This is a genomic window from Plantactinospora sp. ZYX-F-223 (assembly GCF_039649625.1).
Taxonomy (GTDB): Bacteria; Actinomycetota; Actinomycetes; order Mycobacteriales; family Micromonosporaceae; genus Plantactinospora.
Window position 1 is genome coordinate 1 of record NZ_JBDJAV010000073.1, and the last position, 23,031, is coordinate 23,031.

At 70.7% G+C, this 23,031-nt stretch carries 22 protein-coding genes; 9 read left to right on the plus strand and 13 right to left on the minus strand.

Features of this window, described 5'->3' with window-relative positions:
* Positions 1-109: 109 nt before the first annotated feature.
* Positions 110-853 carry a GntR family transcriptional regulator gene (locus AAH979_RS39535; RefSeq protein ID WP_346263240.1) on the minus strand — a complete coding sequence of 248 codons (744 nt, stop codon included), beginning with the start codon at positions 851-853 and terminating at the stop codon, positions 110-112.
* Positions 854-1,309: 456 nt separating this feature from the next.
* Between AAH979_RS39535 and AAH979_RS39540 the strand changes: the two genes are divergently transcribed.
* From AAH979_RS39540 to AAH979_RS39575, 8 genes are all read left to right on the plus strand, one after another.
* The gene (locus AAH979_RS39540) at positions 1,310-2,323 is read left to right on the plus strand and encodes an ABC transporter substrate-binding protein (RefSeq protein ID WP_346263241.1); all 1,014 of its coding nucleotides are present in this window, start codon (positions 1,310-1,312) and stop codon (positions 2,321-2,323) included.
* A gap of 195 nt (positions 2,324-2,518) precedes the next feature.
* Complete coding sequence (locus AAH979_RS39545) at positions 2,519-3,307, plus strand: ABC transporter permease (protein WP_318399729.1); 789 nt, start codon at positions 2,519-2,521, stop codon at positions 3,305-3,307.
* Positions 3,308-3,335: 28 nt separating this feature from the next.
* A complete protein-coding gene (locus AAH979_RS39550; protein WP_346263242.1) occupies positions 3,336-4,115 on the plus strand; it encodes an ABC transporter ATP-binding protein in 780 nt (259 codons plus the stop codon).
* A gap of 43 nt (positions 4,116-4,158) precedes the next feature.
* Positions 4,159-4,344 (plus strand): hypothetical protein, encoded by a 186-nt coding sequence (locus AAH979_RS39555; protein WP_346263243.1) that lies wholly within the window; start codon positions 4,159-4,161, stop codon positions 4,342-4,344.
* Positions 4,345-4,542: 198 nt separating this feature from the next.
* Entirely contained in the window at positions 4,543-5,061 is a 519-nt protein-coding gene (locus AAH979_RS39560) for a sigma-70 family RNA polymerase sigma factor (RefSeq protein ID WP_346263244.1), read from the plus strand.
* Positions 5,045-6,133: a hypothetical protein gene (locus tag AAH979_RS39565; protein WP_346263245.1), complete on the plus strand. Its 1,089-nt coding sequence runs from the start codon at positions 5,045-5,047 to the stop codon at positions 6,131-6,133. The genes AAH979_RS39560 and AAH979_RS39565 overlap by 17 nt, the downstream gene beginning before the upstream one ends.
* Complete coding sequence (locus AAH979_RS39570; RefSeq protein WP_346263246.1) at positions 6,130-7,128, plus strand: ABC transporter ATP-binding protein; 999 nt, start codon at positions 6,130-6,132, stop codon at positions 7,126-7,128. Before AAH979_RS39565 ends, AAH979_RS39570 begins: the two co-directional genes overlap by 4 nt.
* Positions 7,125-7,973: an ABC transporter permease subunit gene (locus AAH979_RS39575; protein WP_346263247.1), complete on the plus strand. Its 849-nt coding sequence runs from the start codon at positions 7,125-7,127 to the stop codon at positions 7,971-7,973. Before AAH979_RS39570 ends, AAH979_RS39575 begins: the two co-directional genes overlap by 4 nt.
* Before the next feature lie 19 nt (positions 7,974-7,992).
* On the opposite strand, the gene AAH979_RS39580 is transcribed toward AAH979_RS39575, so the two are convergent.
* Positions 7,993-9,003 (minus strand): helix-turn-helix domain-containing protein, encoded by a 1,011-nt coding sequence (locus tag AAH979_RS39580; protein WP_346263248.1) that lies wholly within the window; start codon positions 9,001-9,003, stop codon positions 7,993-7,995.
* A gap of 83 nt (positions 9,004-9,086) precedes the next feature.
* Here AAH979_RS39580 and AAH979_RS39585 point away from each other — a divergent pair, with 83 nt between their 5' ends.
* On the plus strand, positions 9,087-9,584 hold the full coding sequence (locus AAH979_RS39585) for a DUF6010 family protein (protein ID WP_346263249.1): 498 nt from the start codon (positions 9,087-9,089) through the stop codon (positions 9,582-9,584).
* Between the two features lie 148 nt (positions 9,585-9,732).
* On the opposite strand, the gene AAH979_RS39590 is transcribed toward AAH979_RS39585, so the two are convergent.
* The 11 genes from AAH979_RS39590 to AAH979_RS39640 form a co-directional block, all read right to left on the minus strand.
* Positions 9,733-10,650 (minus strand): SDR family oxidoreductase, encoded by a 918-nt coding sequence (locus AAH979_RS39590; RefSeq protein ID WP_346263250.1) that lies wholly within the window; start codon positions 10,648-10,650, stop codon positions 9,733-9,735.
* 131 nt (positions 10,651-10,781) lie between these two features.
* Positions 10,782-11,441: a response regulator transcription factor gene (locus tag AAH979_RS39595; RefSeq protein ID WP_346263251.1), complete on the minus strand. Its 660-nt coding sequence runs from the start codon at positions 11,439-11,441 to the stop codon at positions 10,782-10,784.
* Positions 11,438-12,592, minus strand: coding sequence for a histidine kinase (locus AAH979_RS39600; RefSeq protein WP_346263252.1), 1,155 nt, complete (start codon positions 12,590-12,592; stop codon positions 11,438-11,440). Before AAH979_RS39600 ends, AAH979_RS39595 begins: the two co-directional genes overlap by 4 nt.
* A complete protein-coding gene (locus AAH979_RS39605) occupies positions 12,589-13,425 on the minus strand; it encodes a type II CAAX endopeptidase family protein (protein ID WP_346263253.1) in 837 nt (278 codons plus the stop codon). The genes AAH979_RS39600 and AAH979_RS39605 overlap by 4 nt, the downstream gene beginning before the upstream one ends.
* A 161-nt stretch (positions 13,426-13,586) precedes the next feature.
* On the minus strand, positions 13,587-14,207 hold the full coding sequence (locus AAH979_RS39610) for a hypothetical protein (RefSeq protein WP_346263254.1): 621 nt from the start codon (positions 14,205-14,207) through the stop codon (positions 13,587-13,589).
* A 249-nt stretch (positions 14,208-14,456) separates the two neighbouring features.
* A complete protein-coding gene (locus AAH979_RS39615; protein ID WP_346263255.1) occupies positions 14,457-16,481 on the minus strand; it encodes a translation factor GTPase family protein in 2,025 nt (674 codons plus the stop codon).
* Positions 16,482-16,653: 172 nt separating this feature from the next.
* Positions 16,654-17,967, minus strand: a complete 1,314-nt coding sequence (locus AAH979_RS39620) for a toxic anion resistance protein (protein ID WP_346263256.1) — start codon at positions 17,965-17,967, stop codon at positions 16,654-16,656.
* Between the two features lie 17 nt (positions 17,968-17,984).
* On the minus strand, positions 17,985-19,124 hold the full coding sequence (locus tag AAH979_RS39625; protein ID WP_346263257.1) for a hypothetical protein: 1,140 nt from the start codon (positions 19,122-19,124) through the stop codon (positions 17,985-17,987).
* A 10-nt stretch (positions 19,125-19,134) separates the two neighbouring features.
* The gene (locus tag AAH979_RS39630; RefSeq protein ID WP_346263258.1) at positions 19,135-19,731 is read right to left on the minus strand and encodes a hypothetical protein; all 597 of its coding nucleotides are present in this window, start codon (positions 19,729-19,731) and stop codon (positions 19,135-19,137) included.
* A 55-nt stretch (positions 19,732-19,786) separates the two neighbouring features.
* Positions 19,787-21,427, minus strand: coding sequence for a vWA domain-containing protein (locus tag AAH979_RS39635; RefSeq protein WP_346263259.1), 1,641 nt, complete (start codon positions 21,425-21,427; stop codon positions 19,787-19,789).
* Positions 21,428-21,678: 251 nt separating this feature from the next.
* Positions 21,679-23,019 (minus strand): hypothetical protein, encoded by a 1,341-nt coding sequence (locus AAH979_RS39640; protein WP_346263260.1) that lies wholly within the window; start codon positions 23,017-23,019, stop codon positions 21,679-21,681.
* Positions 23,020-23,031: the final 12 nt, after the last annotated feature.

The window sequence follows — 23,031 nt, forward strand, 5'->3', positions numbered from 1 at the left end:
TGTGCACGTGGGTGTCGTACGCCCCCTGCACCAGGGCACGGGAGCGGGCGGACGGGACGGGATGATCTGACATGTCGCTCCTTGCAGGAGAGGGATACGCATGGCCGGTTCAGGCCGTACGGGTGCCGTCGGACGGGCCGGCCCCACGCCGGGCCGCCGAGGCGGTGTTAGCCAAAGTGGACTCGACGTGCCCGAGATGCCGCCGCATCGCGGCCTCGGCGGCGTCCGGGTCACGGTTGGCGATCGCCTCCACGACCGCGGTGTGCTCGCCGAGCGACTGGGCCGGCCGGCTGGGCACCAGGATGGTGCGGTACTGGAACCGGACGAGCTGGGCCCGGAGCCCGGCGATCATCCGGGCCGCGGTCTCGTGCCGGGCCGCCGCGATGATCGCGGCGTGCAGGTCGGCGTTCCCCTCCGAGTAGCCGAGCAGGTCGTCCTGCTCCAGCTTCTGGGTCATTCTGTCGAGCACCCGGCGAATGGCGGTGATCTCCCGGGTGGTGGCGTGCAGTGCCGCCTGCCGTGCGGTGAGCGCCTCCAGTACGGCCCGCGCCTGGAGGATCTCGACCGCCTCCTCCTCGGTGACCAGCCGGACGTGTGCGCCCCGGTTCGGGGTGCTCACCACAAGTCCGTCCTGGACGAGTCGGACCAGCACGGTCCGGACCACCGCCCGGCTGACCTGTAGCCGGGCCGCCAACTCGACCTCGATCAGTCGCTCGTTGGGCATCAGTTCGCCGCGGTGGATCGCCTCGCGGAGCTCCTGGTACGCCTCGTCCGCCGAGCGGGCCGGCGGGCGGCGCGGGGTGCCAGCCGCGCGCCGTGCGGGAGTTGCCGGGGTTCGTGGGGCGTCACTCACGACGTGGTCACCGTCGATGCCGGACGGGCCACTCCGGCGGCCGTACGTCCTGACCGGACGGCTGCCGCGCGGCCCGTCGACCGGGCGTACCCGGAGACGGCAGGCCGGGGAGTGTCCAGAGCGGAGTACCCGCCGCCGCTCGCCGTCCCCCGGTACAGCCCGCCAGCCCGCAACATTGTCTCCTAGATTATCAACAATCGTGTTGACAGGATTGCTGCCAGAACTTCCCTTGTCAACAACGCTCTGAGCTGCGGAAAGGCGTCCACGACAGCGGGTATCCCTCGGTCAGAGCCCCCAAAAATGGCTCAATTTCGTCGGTGACAAGCCGGACATGAGTCATCTACGATTCTCGACCGGGCGAGGGTCGGCGCGGTTGGTGTCGCTCAGATCAAGGGCCACATCCTCGGCGCGGGTGCGTTGGGACCGCCCATCCACAAGCGAAAGCTGGAGGCATACATGTTCAGACGCTCTCGCGTCCTGGCGGCAACGCTGCTCGCCACGGCGCTGGCTGTGAGCGGTTGCAGCGGCGACGACGGCGGCGACGGCGCGTCCGCCGAGGGGACCGACAAGGTCGCCTACATCACGGCGTTCGGGGCCGTGGGCCGCGACTCCTTCGCCTGGGTGGCGAAGGAGAAGGGCTACTTCGCCGAGGTCGGCATCGAGGTCGACATCAAGAAGGGCGCGGGTAACGCGCAGAACCTCACGGCGCTCAAGTCGGGGCAGGTCCAGTTCGCCTCGCTCGACTTCACCGGCGCGGTGATCCAGGCCGGCAAGGGCGAGTTCACCGACTGGCGGGCGGTCGCCGCCGTACATCAGCAGACGCTGATCTCGGTGATGACCACCAAGGACACCGACATCACCGGCCCGAACGACCTGGCCGGCAAGACCATGGCCACCGGCAAGGGCTCGGTCACCGAACTGCTCTTCCCGGCCTACGCCAAGCTGGCCGGCCTCGACCCGGCGAGCGTCAAGATCGAGGGTGTGCAGGCCACGGCGCTCAACGGCCTGATGGCGAGCCGTCAGGTGGACGCGCTCGGCACCTTCCTGCTCAGCCGGGACGCGCTGGCGGCGGCCTCCAAGAAGGAGGTCGTCGTCCTGCCGTACAGCGACTACCTGCGGGATCTGTTCGGCAACGCCATCATCACCACCCCCGGCCTGATCGAGAAGGACTCGGACCTGGTTCGCCGGTTCACCGGTGCCCTGCTGAAGGGCCTGCAGTACACCGTCGACCACCCGGAGGAGGCGGCGACGATCCTGAACAAGGCGGAGCCGACGTACCCGGTGGCCTCCGGGGTCGGCGAGATCAAGGCGATGACCCCGTACGTCGTGCCGGCCGGCGGCGCCCCGATCGGTTCGATGGACGAGGGCCGGGTGGCGCGGACCATCGCCATCCTGCAGGGCTCCGGCCTGATGCCCTCCGGACTCAGCCCGGCCAGCGTGGTCGACCTCAACATCGTGCCGAAGACCTGACGACGCCTGCCTCGACCACGACCAGCACGATCTCGACCGCTGTCGAGAGGTCCTCGCCAGCGGTCGGGCGCACCTGACGGACAGGGGGCGGTGGTCGGAGCGGCTGCCGTCCCTTCTTCGTCCCGCAGCCGGGCGCTGCCCGGCACCTCGAACACCACGTTCATCGCCGCCCGAAAGGACCCTACGGGATTCACCATGACTGACAAGAGGACCGACGCCGGGCTGCGACGTCTGTGGGTCAACGCCGGGCTCCCCGCGCTGGGCACGCTGCTGGCGCTCGCGCTCTGGTGGTTGGTCACCATCGTCTTCAGCATCGAACCGTTCTGGCTACCCGCACCCCCGGACGTGGTGGACGCGTTCCAGCGGCTCTCCGGTCACCTGGTCGAACAGGCCGGAGTGACGCTGATGGAGACGGTCGTCGGCTTCGCCATCGGCTCGATCGGCGGAGCGGCCGTCGCGGTCCTCTTCGCCGCCTCGCGCACGATCGAGCGGATGACCATGCCGCTGATCGCCGCGGTCAACGCGGTGCCGAAGGCCGCGCTCGCCCCCCTGCTCATCGTCTGGATCGGGTTGAACACCCAGGCCAAGGTCGTCATGGTCGTGCTGCTCTGCTTCTTCCCGGTCCTGGTCTCCACCATGGCCGGGCTGACCTCCGTCCCCAACGACCTGCGCGAACTCGCCCACTCGCTCTCCTCCTCGTGGTGGCAGACCTTCCTGAAGGTCCGGCTGACCTGGGCACTGCCGCAGGTCTTCGTCGGTCTGAAGGTGGCCTCCTCGCTGGCCATCATCGGGGCGGTCATCGGTGAACTCACCAACCCCGACCGCGGGCTCGGCTCGGTCGTCGTCAGTTCCAGCCAGTCCGCGGACACTCCGCTCGCCTTCGCCGCGCTGACCCTGCTCGCCATCATGGGCGCCGGGCTGTTCTACCTGGTCGCGGCGCTGGAACGGATCCTCGTGCCGTGGGCCCGGGCGATCTCGTCGTGACCGGAACACAGCTCGCAAGGAGGGCACAATGATCAAGATTGCCGGACTGTCCCGGACCTTCCAGGGGAAATCCGGGACGGTGGAGGCGCTGCGCGACATCAACCTCGAGGTCGGCAACGGCGAGTTCCTGGCGGTGATCGGCCGGTCCGGCTGCGGCAAGTCCACGCTGCTGCGGATCATCGCTGGGCTGATCCGGCCGAGCCAGGGCGAGGTACTGGTCGCGGGCGAGCCGGTCGGCCGGCCCCGCCGGGACGTCGCGATGGTGTTCCAGCGCCCGGCGCTGCTGCCGTGGCGCAGCGTACGGAACAACGTGCTGCTGCCGGTGGAGATCTTCCGCTGGCGGCGGGCCGAGCACCGCGAGCACGCCGAGCGGCTGCTGGAGATGACCGGCCTGAGTGGCTTCGCCGACCGCCTTCCACATGAACTCTCCGGCGGCATGCAGCAACGGGTCTCGCTCTGCCGGGCCCTCATCCAGCGGCCCAAGGTGCTGCTGATGGACGAGCCGTTCTCCGCACTGGACGCGCTGACCCGCGAGGAGCTGGCCGTCGAGTTGCAGCGCATCCACATGGAGCTGGGCACCACCGTGGTCTTCGTGACCCACTCCATCCAGGAGGCGGTGCTGCTCGCCGACCGGGTGGCGGTACTGAGTGCCCGGCCCGGCCGGCTGCGCAAGCTCGTCGACATCGACATCCCGCGTCCGCGCTCGTTCGGGCACAACGCCCACCTGGAGGATGTCGCCGCCGCCTCCGCCGAGCTGCACCAACTGCTGCTCAGCGACCACCTGCCGGCAACCTCGACCGCCGGCTGACCTCCACCCGGCCGCCCCGGCCCACCAGCCACCGCCAGGTGCGGTGAGCACGCCAGGGGGCGACACGAACGACCTTTCCCACCGGCCGGCCAGGCGGGTTTTCGCCCGGCCGGCCGGCTTGTTGGAGTTCCTCCCCGATCCGCCGCTCATGACCGACAATTACTGGATCGTGCCGTCCGACGAATTCCTCTGCTCCGAGGAATCGGCGAACGCGCTCCGCCGTGCATGAACGGGTCCGCCGACACCGTCGCAGTGATGTCGACGGCGGGTGTCACATCTCGGGTGCCGGCGGTGCTTTGAAGATGTGCAGGAAGATGTGGAGCTCGTCGGGCGCCGTGCGACCGTACTGGCCACGGCGGTCGCTGCGGTGCCGTCCGCCGGCAGTGGCAGGGCGGCCGGACGAGCCGGACGGGGGGATGCCGTGGCCGTGTCGACTCCTCCGGGACGAAAAGCGGTCCGTTCCGATCTTGAGCAGGTCTTCCGCTCCGCCTACCCGCGGGTAGTCGCCGTCGCCGCGCGGGTGCTCGGCTCCGGGGACCAGGCCGAGGACGTGGCGCAGGAGGTGTTCCTGACGTTCGGACGCTCCCGCGTACCCGCGGGGGAGGCGGTGGGGTGGTTGTGCGTCGCCGCGGCGCACACCGCGCTGAACCATCTCCGGACCGGTCGGCGTCGCGCCTCCCGGGAGAAGGCCGCCGGTGTCGGTGACGTCGTCAGCCCTGACGTCGCAGACGTGGTCGTGACCCTCGACGAGCGCCGTCGTGTGCGCGGGGCGCTGGCACGGCTGCCCCGCAAGCAGGCCGTGGCCCTGGTGCTTCGGCACAGCGGCCTGAGCTACGCCGAGGTGGCGGCCGCTCTTGAACTCTCCCCCGGCAGCGTGGGCACCATCGTGCGCCGCGCCGAGTCCGCCCTACGCAAGGAGTTGAACCGTCATGCGCCATCCGACTGACGGCATGTTGCGCCGGCTTGTGGACGAGCCCGTCGGCGTCGCTGACGCCGACCGCGAGCACGTCGCGGACTGCCCGAAGTGCCTGTCCGGGCTGGCAGCCGCCCGCCGGGACGCCGCGTTCGCCGGTGCGGCGCTCGATGTCGAGGTCAGCACCGACGTCGAGGACGGCTGGCACCGCCTGTCCCGGGCGATCGCCGCGGACCGGCCCCGGCAGGTGGCGGTGGCGGCCCGCCCGCCGCGATGGCGTACGGCGTTGCGCAGCCCGCTGTTCGCCGGTGTCGCGGCGGTCGCGCTGCTGACCGGGGCCACCACTGCCGCCGCCGCGAACTGGCTACCGATCTTCCGTACCGAGCGGATCGCGCCGATCACGGTCACCCAGGCCGATCTGCTGCAGCTTCCGGACCTATCCGCGTACGGCGAGGCCAAGGTGACCAAGGTCGCCGACATCCACCCGGTCGCCGATGCCACCGCGGCGGAAAAGGCCACCGGCCTCTCCGCGCCTCGGGTGCGCAAGCTGCCCCGTGGTGTGACCGGCGAACCGACGTTCCACGTCGGCAACCAGGTGAGCGCCACGTTCACGTTCTCGGCGGAGAAGGCGGCGCAGACCGCGGCGGCCGCCGGCAGACCGCTGCCTCCACCGCCACCGGGCCTTGAGGGCAGCCCGTTCAGGATGACCGCGGGCCCGGGCCTCGCCGCGATCTGGTCGCAGTCCCAGGGGAGGCCCGCCATGATCGTCGGCCGGGTGGTCGCACCGGCCGTCTACTCCGCAGGCATCCCGTTCGAGACCGCCCGCGACTACCTGCTCTCGCTGCCCGGTCTGCCGGAGGACGTGGCGTCGCAGTTGCGCGGTTTCACCGACGACGGGACGACGCTGCCGCTGATCGTGAAGATCGGTAAGGAGACGAGCTTCTCCGCCGAGGTCGACGGCGTACCGGCCACCGTCCTCACCACCAGGGGCGGCACCCTCGCGGCCGTCTTCTGGGTCAAGGACGGCGTGCTCAACGCGGTGGCCGGCTCACTCGGCACCGACGAGGTGCTGTCGGTGGCTCGCGGGTTGCGGTGGGGCCGATGACGACCGACCCCACCACCCGGCAGGGCGACCTCCCCTCCCCCGACACCGTGGCGCAACTCCTTGCCGACCTACCCCCGTCACCGGCGGTGTGGTGCTCGGGTCTGCGCAAGCGATACCGGCGCCGGACCGCGGTCGACGAGGTGTCCCTCACCGTCGGGCGCGGCGAGGTGGTCGGCCTGCTCGGACCCAACGGAGCCGGCAAGACCTCCGTCATCAAGATGCTGCTCGGTCTCGTCCGGCCCGACGCCGGCGAGGTGCTGCTGCTCGGGCGACCGGCCCGGGACCCGCACTCCCGCACCCACGTCGGCTACCTACCGGAGCTTTTCCGATATCAGCCCTGGCTGTCCGCCGCCGAGGTGCTGGCCCTGCACACCCGGCTCGCCGGCGCCACGGTGCCGGCGGCGGAGCGGCAGGAATGCCTGGCCATGGTGGGCCTCGCCGACCGTGCCGCCGACCGGGTGGGCGGCTTCTCCAAGGGCATGCAGCAGCGCCTCGGGCTGGCCGTGGCGCTGGTGGCCCGCCCCGAACTCGTCATCCTCGACGAGCCGACGAGCGCCCTCGATCCCGTCGGCAGGGCCGACGTGCGGGACCTACTGCTCTCCCTCAAGGCTCGCGGGGTCGCCGTCCTGCTCAACTCGCATCTCATCGGCGAGGTGGAGCGGGTCTGCGACCGGGTCGTCATCCTCGACAAGGGCCGGGTCGCCGCATCCGGCACCCTCCCGGAGCTGCTCGGCCAGCGTGAGCTGCGACTTCGCCTCGACGGGGTGAGCGCGCAGGCGGAGGCCCGGCTGGCCGCCGCCGGCCCGCTCACCCGTACCGGGGACGCGTTCACCGTCACCCTCCCCGCAGAGCAGGACGGCGCCGCCGTGCCCGACCTCGTGGCGGATCTGGTCAGCCTCGGGGTACGCATACACGCCGTCGAGCTGGGGCGGATCAGTCTCGAACAGCGGCTGCTCGACATCCTGCGCACCAGCCCTACCGAGGAGCACGCATGACCGCCCGTACCGTGTTCACCGTCGCCACGCTCACCGTCAAGGAGGCCACGCGCCGACGGGTACTGCTCGCGCTCGTCGCGTTGACCGTCGTACTGCTCGCGGTCAGCGCCTTCGGGTTCTCCCGGATCGACGCCACGTTCGGCGGGTTGACCACCGGAGAGGCCCGGTTGGCGGCCGCCATAGTCCTGAACCTGGTGATGTTCGGCCTGAGCCTGACCGCCGCGCTCGGCACGGCGTTCCTCGCCGGTCCCACCCTGGCCGGTGAGACCGAAACCGGGATCGCGCTGGCCGTCCTGGCCCGCCCGGTCCGCCGCTCGGCGGTGCTGCTGGGCAAATGGCTGGGGCTCGTGACCTTCGGCAGCGGCTTCGTGGCCGTGGCCGGACTCGCCCAACTCCTCATCGTCCGAACCACCACGGGCTACTGGCCACCCCGGCCGGTGACCGGTCTGGCACTGCTCGCCGCGCAGGCCGCGGTCCTGCTCACCCTCGGCCTGCTGCTCTCCACCGCTGTCTCCCCGATGGCGTCGGGCATCGTGGCGGTCGGCCTCTTCGGCGCCACCTGGATCGGCGGCGTGGTCGGCGCGTTCGGCGAGGCGCTCGGCAACGAGAGCGTGGCTCGGATCGGCACCGTCTCGCGGATGCTGCTCCCGACCGACGGCCTGTGGCGCGGAGCCATGAACGCCTTCCAGGACCCGACCCTGCTGATCCAGTTCCAGGAGGCGTTCAAGGGGCACCCCTTCCTGAGCGAGGCGGCGCTCACTCCCACCTACCTCGCCTGGACCGGCCTCTGGATCGCCCTCGCCCTCGGACTCGCGGCGGTGTCCTTCCAGCGCCGGGACCTTTGACCGGCCGGACACCCGAGCGTCACCGCGTCCTCGTAGCCGCGCCCGGGCGCCCGCCCCGGCCAGGGCGGGCCCGGCGGGCAGGCGTGACGGCGGGCCGCGCGTCGGAGGAGAACGCCAGGCGGTAGTGGCGCGGGCTCACGCCGACGATCTGCCGGAACCGCTCCCGGAACGCCGTCGCCGAGGTGAACCCGACCAGTTCGCCGACGTGTTCCACCCGCTGGTCGCTGGTCTCCAGCAGGAGTTGCGCGCGGCGGATGCGTTGCCGGTTGAGCCACTGCATGGGGGTGGTGCCGGTCTGGTCGCGGAAGTGCCGGCTCAGCGAACGGGTGCTCATCGACGCTTCGCCAGCGATGGCGGCCAGGGTCAGTGGGGCGTGGAGATTGCCGGTCAGCCAGGTCAGCAGTGGTTGCAGGGAGATGCCGGCCGGGGTTGGTGGCTCGTGCGCGATGAACTGCGCCTGGCCACCGGCCCGCTCCAGCGGCATGACCGAGGTTCGCGCGGTCTGCGCGGCGACCGCGGCACCGTGGTCACGCCGTACGAGGTGCAGGCACAGATCCAGTCCTGCGGCGGCACCCGCCGAGGTCAGTACCGACCCGTCGTCGACGAACAGCACCTCCGGGTCGACCTCGACGGCGGGGTGGCGACGAGCGAGCTGCGCGGCCGCCGCCCAGTGCGTGGTGGCCCGGCGGCCGTCGAGCAGTCCGGCGGCGGCCAGGAGGAAGGCGCCGGTACAGATGGAGACCAGCCGGCCGGTCGCGGCGGTGAGCGCCGCGACGAGTCCGGGCGGGATCGGGGCGTCGATGTCGGCGACACCGGGAACGACGACCGTGTCGGCTTCGGCCAGCGTGGGCAACCCGTACGGGGTACGGATGGCGATCGGCCCGGCCCTGACCTCGTCGGTGTCCGCGCAGACCCGAAGCTGGTACGCCGGGCGGCCGTCGGCCAGCCGGGCGCGGCCGAAGACCTCGATCGGCACGGACAGGTCGAACGGGACCACGCCGTCGAAGGCGAGGATCACGACGCGATGCATACCCCTATTCTGGCCGGAATCCGTCGGTGGCTGTCTCGCGAGCCACTGCCGCTCGGCGACGGCCGTGGCTACGGTCTGTGACCATGACCGTCCTCGTGCCGCTGTTCATCGGTGTGTTCTACGTCCTGGTGAACTCCCTGATCGCCGAGCCGCACCGCCGCCGTTTCAACGCGGTCATGCTGGCCGGGGCGGGAGCGGCCTATCTCAGCGGCGGCGGACTGGGAATCGGGGAGTTCGCGTTCACCGCCGTGCTCACCTACCTGGCCTATCGCGGGCTGGAGTCGTGGACGTTCATCGGAGTGGGCTGGTTGCTGCACACCGCCTGGGACGTCGTGCACCACCTCCGCGGCGAGCCGATCATCCCCTCGGCCCACGACTCCTCGTTCGGCTGCGCGATCTGCGACCCGGTGATCGCGATCTGGTGCCTCGCGGGCGGTCCTTCCGTCTGGCGCCACATCCCACCCTGGCGGCCTGGCACGCTGCGCCTGAGGCAGCGACTCGGCTGGCGATCCGAACCACCATCGAAGTCCACCGCTTCGGCAAGCAGTTCCTCGACCGTGCTGAGACTCTCCTCGGAGTAGTCGAGCCCACCGTCGGCCTCGTCCCGCACGGCCTCGACCATGTGCGCCGCCACCCGCTGCACCTCGTCGGCCAGATCGTTGCTCATCGGCGCAGAGTATGACCGGCGGCTGCCCGCAGGTCACCGTGGTCTGTCGGACACGCCCTGCCTCACCGGTAGCCGGTGGCGTCGGCGGGCCTGCCCGCATCCTGCACCTCCACGATGTATCGCCACGCGTCGGGTCGACTGCCGTCCACATCCGTGAACCCGTAGACCCGGGCAAGCTGGCCGCTGGAGACGGACGTACCCGACCAGCGCGCCCGGTCGGGATCGGCAGCGAGCGCGGCGACTCCCCGGCCGACGTAGGTCGGCGACTCGGAGATGACGAAGTGCGGCTCCTTGACCACCGCCTCCCGCCAGTTCGCTTCGGTCACTCCGAACAGGTCGAGCATCAGCTCCGACCGCAGCCATCCCGGAGTCACCGCAACCGCCGTGCTCGCGTACGGCGCCAGCTCGTGGCTCTGCGCCAGGGTGAGCCGTTCCACCGCCCCCTTGACCAGGTCGTAGTAGACGCCCACCTGGTGACGGTACGCACGGTTGTACTCGAAGGTGCCGTCGGTCATCTCGACCACGAGCCCACCCGGGTTCCGGATCAGCAGCGGGAGCGCGAAGTGGCTCGTCACGGCGTGGGTGTCGATCCCCACCCGCAGCATCCGCAGTCCCTTCGTCAGGTCGTGCTCCCAGATGGTCCTCCCGAACTCGGCGTGGACGTCTCCGCCGAAGATGTCGTTCACCAGGATGTCGAGACGGCCGTGGTCGGCGTCGATCCGCTCGACCAGCCCGCGTACCTGGTCAGGCTCCAGGTGGTCGACCCGCAGCGCGACGCCCTCCCCGCCCGCCGCGGCGATGTACTCGCCGGTCTCCTCGATCGTCTCCGGACGGTCGATCTCCGAACGCCCGGCCCGGCTGCTGCGCCCGGTCGCATAGACCACCGCTCCGGCTCGCGCCAGTTCCACCGCGATCGCGCGACCCGCCCCCCGGGTCGCCCCGGCGACCAGTGCCACCCTGCCAGTCAACGTCTCCGTCATGGCTCCGATCGTGGCATCGCTACCTGACAACCGATGTCTGATTTACCGATCCGCCCGGCCGGTGACCCCGGGCACGCCTCGCGACGGGCGTACTGACCGAGCGGGTGACACGGGGCCGGCCGGCGGGGGTCTCAGGTCACCAGGCCGCTGCGGTAGGCGTAGACCACCGCCTGTACGCGGTCGCGCAGGTCGAGCTTGCTGAGGATGCGCGACACGTACGTCTTGACGGTCTCCTGGCTGATCACCAGGGTCGCGGCGATCTCGCTGTTGGACAGGCCGTTGGCGATGAGGCGCAGCACCTCGAGTTCGCGCGGGGTCAGCCCGGCGCCGTCCGGCATGCCCTCGGCGGGACGGATCCGCGCCGCGTACCTGCCGACGAGTTGCCGGGTCACCTCGGGTGCCAACAGTGCGGCACCGGTCGCGACGGTGCGGATGCCGTGCAGCAGTTGCGCCGGTGGGGCGTCCTTGAGCAGGAATCCGCTCGCCCCCGCGCGCAGCGCCTCGTACACGTACTTGTCCAGGTTGAACGTCGTCACCACGAGTACCTTGACGGGTTGCGCCACCCCGACCCCGGCCAGCAGGCGGGTCGCCTGGATGCCGTCGAGTACCGGCATCCGTACGTCCATCACCACCACGTCCGGGTGCAGCCGGCCGGCGAGGTCGACCGCGGCGCGCCCGTCCCCGCACTCGCCCACCACCTCCAGGTCGGGCTGCGCGTCGATGATCGTCGCGAATCCGGTGCGGATCAGCGCCTGGTCGTCACAGACCAGTACCCGGACCGGCGCGGTCACGACGGGCTCCCCGCGGGGATGCGGGCCCGCACGACGAAGCCGCCGCCCGGCTGCCGGTCCGCGCTGAACTCGCCGCCCAGCACGTCGACGCGTTCGCGGAGCCCGGCCAGGCCCCGCCCGCTTCCGCCGGGCGAGGCGGTCCGCGAGTCGGAACCGTCGGTGCTGACCTCCACGGTGATCTCCCTTGCGCCGTGCTGCACCTGGACCACGGTACGGCTGCCGTGGGCGTACTTGAGGGCGTTCGTCAGGGCCTCCTGCACCACCCGGTAGGCCGCCAGCTCGGCACTGCCGGTCGACTCCGCCGGCTTGCCCTGCTCGGTGAACTCCACCGGCTGCCCGGCCCGGCGCGTCTGCTCCACCAGCGCGTGCAGCTCGCCGACGGACGGCATCCTGGCCTCGGTCCCGTGGTCGGGGTTGAGCAGGTCGAGCAGGTGCCGCAGGTCGCTGATGGCCCGCCGGCCGGTGTCGGTGATGGCGCTGAGGGTCTCGTCGAGCCGGGCGGGTGCGGCGGTCAGATACCGTGCCGCCTCCGCCTGCACGACCATCGCCGTCACATGGTGGGTCACCACGTCGTGGAGTTCCCGGGCGATCCGGGTGCGTTCGGCGGTGCGGCTGGCCTCGGCGACGCGGTGCCGGCGTTCGGCCTCGGCGGCCCGGGTGGACCGCAGCCACGATCCGATTCTCCAGGCGAGGACCAGCGCCAGGTAGAACACCACGAATCCCTCCACCGGCTCGGTGGCCCCGAGCCGGTGCAGCGCGACCGCCAGCGGCAGGTACGCCGCGGAGAGCAGCACCGCGGCGACACGCCGGTGACGTTCCAGGTAGGCGCCCGCGCTCAGCAGGGCGATCGGCAGCGCGGTACCCGCGAACGCGTGGTAACCGAGGAGCTGGTCGCCGACGAAGCCGAGCGACACCAGGACCAGACACGCGGCCGGCCACCGCCGGCGTACCGCCAACGGTAGGGCCTGCACGGCGATCACCGCGACGGCCAGCGCGTCGAAGGGGCGGGTTGGCAGGTCGCCGACCTGGGTCCCCTGGCCGTGCAACGCCGGCAGCAGCGACGCGACGGCCAGCAGCAGCGCGAACGGGAGATCCCGGACCGTGACGTCATACCGCCGCCACCGGTCCGGGACCCGCCGAAGGTCGATCACTGCGCGAGCGTAGCGGTCGGGTCGGCCTGGGCGGTGCGCCGGCGGCGGGGCACCAGGTGGCCACGCCGGTGGGCCAGCCACATGAACACGATGGTCAGCACCACGCCGGCCAGCACCGCGTACAGGCTCGCCTCCGGCCCGAACTCGCCGCCGCTGAGCAGGGTCGGCCCCGACAGTACGCCGTCCAGCAGACCCTCCGGCCCGCTCCTGCCGGAGGTGGTGGTGCCGAAGACGCCGGCCTGGGCGAAGTTCCAGCCGAAGTGCAGGCCGATCGGCAGCCACAGGGTACGGGTGGCGGCGTACGCGGCGGCGAGCATGCCGCCGGCCTCGACCGCGATGGCGATCGCGCCCCACAGGCTGGCGTGGGTGTTGAACAGGTGCGCCAGGCCGAACAGCAGGCCGGTCAGCACCAGCGATCCCCACGTGCCGATTCGCTCCTCGACGATCCGGAACAGGATGCCGCGAAAGATCAGCTCCTCCGTCACGGCAGCCGCGGCCATGAAACCGAGCAGCGCCAGTGCGCCCGCCGCCGAGCCCATGCCGTCGATCCGATAGCCGCCGAGCAGCGCGATGTTCGCGATGACGGCCGCGAACATCCCGACACCGATCAGCAGTCCCCGGCCCACGGCAGCACCAGCGCCTTTCCCGGCCACCTCCACCGGCGCCCGACGCTCGGTGCGCCGCACCACCCACGCGTACGTGAGCAACGCGAGCACCGCGGTCGCGAGGCCGAGGCCCAGGGTGAAAAACGGGTTTCCCCGCACCGCACCGACGGCCAGGCTGCCGGTGAGGGCGACCGCCGCGACGGCCCCGAGCTGCTTCAACAGTCGCATGACGACTCCTTCGCGAGAAGCCACGGCCAAAGCGCCGTGGCTGCCTCGAACGCTATGGACTCGCCGGCCCGAAATCGTCACCGCACGGTGGACACTCGTGGGTAGCTCGCCCGGGGGACAAGCGTGCCGCGGAGAGAGAGTGCCCAGCGCTGCGGCAGGCGTCAGTACTGCATGACGCAGTAGACGACAGTCGGATGCGTGAACCGGTACCAGCGGTTCCACCTGTGGTCCCGCGTGCACCTGTCGCCGTTGGATGCCCCCGGGACTATGTCGATGATGTGGACCGTGCCTTTCGCCTTGCACTTCGGCGCGTGGACGATCCAGCCGTCACTCTTCGGGAACCGGTAGCAGAAGAAGCGCACCAGGTGGCGCTCCAGACAGAGCCGATATCCGTCTTCGGTGATGTACGGGGCATCGGGGTCGGCGCAGGTGCTCTGGTCGTAGTCGACCGACACCACCCGGTAGGTGCCGCTGCTGCCGTTGCAGTTGCCGACCCCGAGGAAGTTCCCGGCCAGGTCGACGCCGATGCACTGCCCGATGCTGGCCGGCGGCGGTGGCGGTGCCGGCCTGGTCGGCGGTGCCGGCGCGGTCGTGCGGACCGGCTCGGGCGGCGGGTAGGTGCTTCCGACGGTGGTCCGCGAACTGTCCTTCCGGTTGTTGATCATCACGCCGACCGCCGCGGCCCCGCAGACTCCGACCAGGCACAGGGCCAGAAGCCCACCGACCAGTCCGAGGATGAGCGGCCCGTTGGACTTCGGTGGGGCCGGTGGAGGCACGGTCATGCCGGTCTGCGGTGCAGGCACGCCCGGATAGCCGGGCGGGCCAGGCGGTGGAGGCCACGTCACGCGGAGAGTGTCACACACGCCTCCGTCGGCCGGCCATCCGTCCACCCAGGACGGCCGCCGGGGTTCACCGCGGTCCGTCGCGTGCCTGCCGGTGACGGCGCCGGCGTCGCACTCGCCCTGGCACCGGTAACGGCGGGCGCCGTCCGCCTGGCTCTGCGGCGGACGCGGTAGCGGATGTGCTTCGCGTCACCCGCGGGCACCCTGCCGGGTCAGGGAGGTCAGGTACCGTTCGCGGTGCCGGGGATCCGCCGTCGTCCGCGCCCGGGTCGGTGGTTCGCCGCGGACCGGCCGGTAGCCGTCGAACGTGGACTCGATGACGCCCTCGCCCCCGGTCAGCCCAGGTAGCTGTCGGTGCAGGTGCGGTAGTCGCGCGGCCGGTACGACCGCCTCGATCGTGGTCAGGTCGCCCCGCACCGACTGCTGCCGCACCGCCGCGCCGAGGCGGCCCAGGGCCGTCAGCACGGCGCTGATCGCCCACACCGGAATTTCGAGGCTCACCCGGAGCACCGGCTCGCAGACCACGGTTCCGGCCTGGTCGAGCGCCCGCATCAGTACGATCGGCGTGAGGTTGCGGAAGTCCGCCGGGGTACTGAGCGGGCCACGCCTCGACGGCGGGCCGTCGGCCAGGCTGTAGTTACAGTCGATCATGGTGACGACGCAGTCGGTGACCTGCCAGCCGAACCTGCCCTCGCGCAGGGCCCGGCGCACGTACTGGCTCATGTGGTCGGCAAAGGTGTCGGCGTTCCGGTAGACGTACATCGGCACTGCCTGCGGCTCGACCCGCATCCGGAACTCGGTCCCCGAGTTGGCCGGACCGGGCTCGATCCGCAGGCCGATGGTGGCCTGGAACGGGTTCGACTCGGTGTTGAGGAACTCGGCGGCCTCACCGAGCCGGACCGGACGCTCGACACACACGGTGGTCGTTTCCCGGAACGTGACGTCGATGCCGAACTCGGTCGCCAGGGTCGCCTGGACGACCTCCTTCTGCACCTCACCGTAGAGCGAGACGGAGACCTCCCGGCCGGTGTCGTCCACCCGAACGGCAATCAGCGGATCCTGCTCGGCCAGCCACGCCAGCGCGCCGCGCAACGCACCGTCGTCGGCCGGGCGCACGGGGGCGACAACGGTCTCCATCGTCGGCGGGGCGAAATGATGCTCGCCGCCGGTCGGGGGTGGCCGGCCGATGGTGTCGCCGATCCGTACCCCGCTCAGGCCCCACAGCCGGCCGATCTCGCCGGCAGCGAGCTCCGGGCGCCGAGCCCACCCGCCGTTCTCCGAGACGCTGATGGCCGTCGCCTTGGCCTCGGCCTCGGCGCCGCCGACACCCGTGACGGGCACCCGCTGCCGGACGCGCAGCGTGCCGGCGAACATCCGGAGGTAGGCGATCTTCTCCCCCGCCGACCCACGGTCGATCTTGAAGATGCGGCCGGAGACAGCGGCTTCCGCGTCGCCCGCCGCCGCGGGCAGCAGTTCGGCCAGGCCGGTCATCAGCGCGGCGACGCCCTCCCCGGTGATCGCCGATCCGAGGAAGACGGGATGGACCAACGACCGCCGCGTCTGCGCCGCCAGTTCCCCGCGCAGCCGCCGGTCCGTGACGGCGCGCTCATTCTCGACGTACGCGGCCAGCAGTGCGTCGTCCCGGTCGACGAGCGCCTCGGTCAGCGCCGCCCGGAACGCGGGGTCACCGGACCCGTACGGGGTGAACCGCGCCGCCGGAGTACCGATCTCGTCGACCGTACCCATCGGGATGATCGCGGCCGTGAGCCGGTTCGTGACTGCCTCGAGCACCCGCCCGGCATCGGCACCGCCCCGGTCGATCTTGTTGACGAACAGCAGCGTCGGTACGCGCAACCGCCGTAGCGCACGCATCAGGACGCGGGTCTGTGGCTGGACACCCTCGACGGCCGAGATCACCAGGACGGCGCCGTCGAGCAGGCTGAGTACTCGCTCGACCTCGGCGATGAAGTCCGGGTGGCCGGGTGTGTCGATCAGGTTGACCGTCACGCCGGCGATCTCGAACGACACGACGGCGGACTTGATGGTGATGCCACGCTGGCGCTCCAGCGCCAGCGTGTCGGTGCGGGTCGTGCCGGCATCGACCTCGCCGACGGTGTCGATGACCCCGGCCGCGTACAGCAGCCGTTCGGTCAGAGTCGTCTTACCGGCGTCGACATGCGCCAGGATCCCCAGGTTCAGCGTTCTCCGCGCCAACCGCCACACCCCTCGAAGAGATCGAAGTTCCCTGTCCGATGGAGGTGTACGTGGCTCGCATGTCGTCTCCCTGGTCATTTCATTCGTCGGTTGGACCTCGCCCGAGTCAACCACGGCTCGGAACCCCGCACGACCGAGTTAACCCATCCGGCCGGCGGAACGGTCGGTGGGGTCAGCCGGACTGTCGGGTCGGGTCGACCGCGGACGCCTGCTCCAGCACCGAGGCGGGCAGTTGCGGCCCGGCCGGTAGGGCCAGTGGTTCCTTCGCCCGGCTGACCAGCTCGACCACGGTCTTGGAGAGCCGATTCGCCGAGTGCGACATCGACTCGTTGGCGGTGACGATCGCGGTGACCACCTCGGCACGCTTCTGCTGGCCGTACCTGACGGCCTCCTCGATGCCCCGGGCCTGCGCGTCGATCGACTCCGCGACCTCCAGGAGCGTCTCCGGGCGGATCGTCGGGGTCTGGATCGTCCGGACGATCTGCGGCACGGCGGCCTTCGACGCCCGCGCGTACGCGGAGAGCACGTCGTTGGCGCCGTCGGCGACCGCCTGCTGCATGTCGGCGGCCTGGTTGGCCTGCAACAGCAGCGCCCACTGCGCGATGGTGAGCTTCATCGTCGGGATGGTCAGATTCATCAGCAGCGCGAGGCGCTGGCCGAGCCCGTAGTTCAGGGTACGGATGTTGCGCACCTGCGGGGAGGTCGACCAGGCGACGAAGAGCCGCTGCTGGAACTCGTTGATGCGTACCTCAAGGGCCTGGATGAACTCGGTGACCAGCGAGAGACGCTCCTGCTGGTCACGCTCGTCTACCGCGCCCGGTGTCACGGTGATCGACCGGGCGTCGGCGAGCGCCACCTCCCGGACGAGTTCCATCACCGCGATCGCGCCGATGAGCTGGCCGATCGCCGCCTCGTTGGCCTTGTAGAGCTCGTCGCAGAGCACCACGTTGCGCTTGAGCTGCAACTGCTTCGAGCTGAGCTGCCCGGCTACCCGGTCCAACTGCTGCTCGACCGTCCTGGCCTCCTCGAACAGCATCTCCAGCAGGTCGCGCCCCTTCCGGAACAGCCCCTTGACGGCGTCGGAGAACCTGTTGAACGTCTCCCGGATCTTCGGGTCGCTCGGGTCGTACTTGCGCCGGAAGTTGCGCATCCGGTCGTTCAGCTCGTGCATGATGCCGGTGAGTTCGGGGATGTTGACCCGGCCGACCTCGTGGAAGATCCGGCTGACCTGGGCGTTGACCTGGTCGATCGCGCTGTTGCCGAACGAGGCGAGTTGGTCGGTGTTGGCCAGCATCGCCGGGTAGAGCTGCCCGGCCGCCGCCTCGGCCTGGGCCCGCTGCGCCGGGCTGAGCAGGTCCACGCAGACCAGCTCCCGGGGCTGGCCGGCGGTCAGGGTGCTGGTGATGGCAGTGTCGGCGGCCCCGGCCGGCGGGTCGGCCGTGCCGCCCACGATGCTGCCGAAGTCGATCTGCAATCCGTCGGTCATGACAGGTCCGTTCTCCCTCACTGGCAGGTCTTGGCGTCCTTCATGCAGCTCAGCAGCGCGAGTGTCACGTCGGCGGCCGGCGCCGGGGTGGTGCGGATCTGCTCGGCGAGGTTGATGTCCGGGAAGTCCGCGACGTCGTTGACCCCGACCTGGACCGCCGAGCGGAAGCCGTACGTCTGCCACGCGATGCTCTGGATCTCCGGATCCTTCATCGCCTCGATGAACCCGGCGGCCGTGGCGTTGAGCGCCAGCACCGGGTGGTCGCTGTAGATGGTCGGGTCGGGGTAGAGCACCCGTACGTTCCGCAGCAGGTTGGCGCTGTTCGCACCGCTACGCACGACCTGCTGGATGAGCTGGTTCTCGTAACCGGCGTAGAGCGGGGACTTGAACTCCCCGCCCTGGGTCAGCCACTCCCGGAACCCGGAATCGGAGGTGCGCGCCTGGAGGCCCTGCGCGTCGTAGAGCGCGCGCATGGTCGGCAGGGCCCGGCGTGCCTGCGCGAGGTTCGGCGCCTGGAACACGTCGTCGGTGGCGAGGATGCTCAACTGGAGCTGGGCGAGCACGAAGCCACTGTTGGACTTGGCCGGATCGGTGCTGGACACCGTGATCGGACCGCGTAGTTCGGCCGCCCCGTTGCCGTCCCAGGTCTGCTTCCTCAGCACGTAGTCCAGCAGCAGGGACTTCATGTTGACGATGTGGAAGCGGTTGTCCCGCTGCTGGACGACGCCCATCTTGACCAGCGCGTCGGTGCCGCGCGGTCCGGCGTAGACCACCTCGGGCGACTGCAACAGGTTCTCCGCGCGGTACTCCGGGAACGCCCCCTGGTGCTGCGCCTCGAAGACACTCTGCGCGCTCGCGCTCGACGGCCAGAGGCAGTCGACCTTGCGCGCCCTGAGGTCGTCGGTGCGCAACTGCACCTGGTCGTACGAGCCGAGAGGCTGGAAGCTCACCTCCAGCCGGTACCGGTCCCGCAGCACCCGGGTGACCTCGGGGTCGGCCATCAGCTCGGACTTCTCCGAGCCACCGACGCAGGTCAGCCTGGTCAGCGCGGCCGGCGTGGACGTCCCGCCGGACCTCGACCACAGCAGGGCGGCGACGACGCAGACGACGATCACCGTGACCAGTCCGACCAGGAACCGAACGCTGGGCGATCTCACGATTACTCCTTCATCCCCACTCAGGAAGTTTCGGCGGCGCGACGGTGTCGAGGTTGGCCCGGTACTGCGCGATGTCTCCCTGGTTGACCAGCCGCACGCTGTCCAGGGCGAACGCGGCGAAGCGTTCGAACGCCAGCTCGCCACTGCGCTTGAGCGCCTCCGGGTCGGTGTAGAGCACCGGTTTGCGCTGGATGTCGAGGTACTGCCGCACCGCGCCGTCGAGGCTGCCGAGATGGCCGATGATCTGGCTGGCGGTGGAGTAGAGGCTGTTCGGCGCCTTGGCCTGAACCCGGTCGAACAGCTCCGGCACGTACCGGCAGGCCGACTCCAGGGCGGCGCGGGCGGTCGGCGCCTGGACCTCGGGGTTGAGCCGTTCGATGCCGCGCAGGATCGAGAGCGCCTCCTCGACCTTGGCGTGTGCCTCGTCGACGTAGTCGTCGCGCCGCGCCTGCGCGGGGCTACGGTCGTCGATCATCAGGTACACCCCGACCGCCGCGGCCATCGCCAGCAGCGGCGCCCACAGGAAGCTGCTGGTGAGCACGAACATCCCGGCGAAGACCGCGACGGCCGTGGTGAGCGCGACCGGCGCCGCCAGTTTCCCTCTCACCGGGACCACCCCCGCCGATGTACGCCGGCCCGGCGGCCGCCACCCGAACCGGCCGTCACTTGTAGCCAGCCGCCTGGCGCAGTGCCGCCACCAGGTCGTCCTGCTGGACGAACGCGCCGCCGGTGGCCGACGCGACCTCCTTGAGCTGCCCCGGGTCCGCGTCCCGGCCGAACGCGATCGCGATCACCGGTACGCCCGACGCCTTCAACCCGGACATGGCCGACTCCCGGTAGCGGGTGTCGGACTGGCCGTCGGTCATCAGCACCACCAGCCGCCTACGGTCGTTGGGCTGCGGTCTGCCCAGTTCCTCCACGGCGCGCCGCAGGCAGGTGTACATGTTGGTGCCGCCGGCGGGCTCGTAGCTGTTGATCTTTTCGGTGAGCCCGTGCAGCCCCGCACCGTCGTTGCCCTGCACCGTCCAGGGGCTCCCGGCGGTGACCCCGCTGTTGAAGATCCCGACCGTGGTCACGTCCTGCGGGTGGGTCAGCAGGAAGTTCAGCGCTGCCTGGTCCTGGTCGAAGACCTGGTGTGCGGCGGCCCGCACGCCGTCCCAACCGTCGTTCGAGGACATCGACCCGCTGCCGTCGAGGCAGTAGAAGGTGTTGACGGGGCGCCGGTAGCGGGTCTGGTAGCGGTCCAGCGCGGCCTCGATGACCGGCGTCGCGGGATACTGGATGCCCTGCTCGTTGATGGTCGCCTGGATGCCCCACTCCGGGTTGAAGACCGACAGGTCGGGGTCGTCCAGCGTCAACCCGACGCCGCTGGCCGGACGCCGCCCCAATTTCCGTAGCTGGGCCTGTGCCCCGGCGTCCTTGAGCAGGTGGTCCTGCAACTCGGTGAAGACCTTCCGCTTGCCGGCGTCGGCGTTGTCCTGATCCGGGAGGAACCCGAGCGGCGCGTCACTGATCGCCAGCGACCCGCGCGGGTACGCCACCACGAGCGGCTCCTTGCCAGCCCTGACCAGCTCCTGGTTTTTCTCGATCACCAGGTCCTCGTAGGTGAACATCGTCCGGCAGGCGTCGGGGCGCGCGACGCACTCGGTCATCAGCGTGCCGGTCGACGGCGGCGTCTGGTCCATCGCGTCGATGAACCGGGTCACGCCCTGCTCCACGGCCGGGGAGTCCAACTGCTGCTGCGTCAACGGCCTGCCCGGGCCGTTGCCGGCGAAGTAGTTCAGGAAGCCGAACAGCACGGTCGCGCCGGAGTTGGACTGCGTCGGGTTGGTGACCCAGACGGTCGTCTGGCCCGACTCCACGGCCCGCAGAATGTCGGCGATGGCGACGTCCGGGCGGCCGGCGAAGCCCAGCCGCCGCATCTCGCTGCGCCAACCGGCGAACACCACCGGGGTGAGGAACATCGGCTTCACGTCCCGCAGCACGTTGGCCTCGTCACCGAGCTGGGAAAAGACGCTGGAGGCGAACCAGTAGGCGTCGTAGTCCCGGCTGCCGGCGGCGAGCAGCCGGGCCTGGTCGACCGAACCCTTCAACGTCACGTCGCAGGTGTAGCCCTTGCTGGCACACCAGGGCTTGACGATCGTGTTGACGACGCTCTCCTGCTCGGACCCGGCGACGATTCTCAACGACGTGGAGCCGGCGCCATCACCACCGCCCTCGCCTTCGGTGGGCTTCCCGCTGGTGCATCCGGCGGCCAGCACCATCGTCGCGACGACGACCGCCATGAGCCCTCTCACCCGCACGTGCGCTCCCGTTCCAACGCTGCCGGCCGACCCTCTGTCTGGACCGTGCTCGTTGGTAGCACCGATGGGCTAACGGGACGTCGAAGGAATCATGAACAGTGGGTTCCGCCGGCCGTGGGTCGCACCGGTCCCGCCGGGCCGGATATCGACGGCTCGGCGGTCTCACCTGGTGCGCTTGTCAGCGAGCGACCGGTCGACCGCCGGGGCCGGCGCCGCCGTGGCTGGTCACCTGGTCGCTGCCGCCAGGCCGGTCAGCCAACCGTGCCACGGCGGTCCCAGACGAACACGTCCTGCGTCTCGTTGCTGTCGGCAGCGACGAGATTGGATGCGTACGACGAGAACACCACGTGCTGGCCATCGCCACTGACCTGGCCCGGCAGGACGCTGCCGTTGCCCTCGACACCACCGGTGGAGACACTGACCCGGATCGTGCGGCCGGTCCGGCGATCGTGCAGGAACATGTCCAGATCCTCGTTGGTGTCCCCCGCGACCAGGTTCGTCGCCGCCGAACTGAACGCGACGTACCGGCCGTCGGCGCTGATCGACGGGCCGCGGCCGGCCGCGTCTGCCTGGGTGCCGCCGGACGACACGCTGACCGGGCGGGTGGTGCCGGCCCGGCGGTCGCGGACGAACACGTCCGGGAAGTCGTTGGTGTCGCCGGGCATCAGGTTGAGGGCGAAGGAGGTGAACGCCACGTACCGGCCGTCCGCGCTGATCGACGGGCTCCGGCTGCCGAGCTCCGCTGCCGGCCCGACCGCCTCGCCCTCGTCGTCGGTGACGCTCACCCGGCTCGTCACCCCGTTCCGCCGGTCGTGGACGAACACGTCCGGCGCCTCGTTGGTGTCGCCGGGAACCAGATTCGAGGCGTCCGACGCGAAGGCCACGAACCGGCCATCCGCCGAGATCGCCGACTCCTGGCTCAGATGGTTGCCCTCGCCACCGAGGCTCGACACGCTCACCCTGCTCGTGACTCCCCTTCGGAGGTCACGGACGAAGACGTCCGCGCCACCGTTCGTGTCACCGGGGACCAGGGTGGACGCCCACGAGTCGAAGGCCACGAACCGGCCGTCGGCACTGATCCGGGTACCGCTGGCCCCGCTGTCGGCCTGGGCACCCTCGGTGGAGACGCTGGCGATCCGGGTGGTGCCGGTCCACCGGTCGTGCACGAACGCGTCCGGTTCGTCGTTCGTATCGGCGACGACCAGGTTGGATGCCCGGGAGGTGAACGCCACGAAGCGACCATCGGCGCTGAGCACGGGCTCGACGCTCCAGGCATTGCCCTGGTTGCCGTCGCTGGCGACGCTCACCCGGGTGGTGGTGCCCGCCACGCGGTCGCGAACGAACACGTCGGCGTCCTCGTTGGTGTCCCCCGAAACCAGATTCGAGGCGTACGACGAGAACGCCACGTACCGCCCGTCCCGGCTTGTCGCGCCGTCGGATGCGAGGCTGTTCCCCTGCTCGCCGGCGCCGGAGACACTGACCCGGACCGTCGTACCGCGACCCGCCGTGCCGAGATCGAGGGTCCAGCCGGTACCCACGGGTGGAACGGCCAACGTCGCCGCCATGGCTAGAGACACCGCCGTACTGATCATCGGGGCTTCACC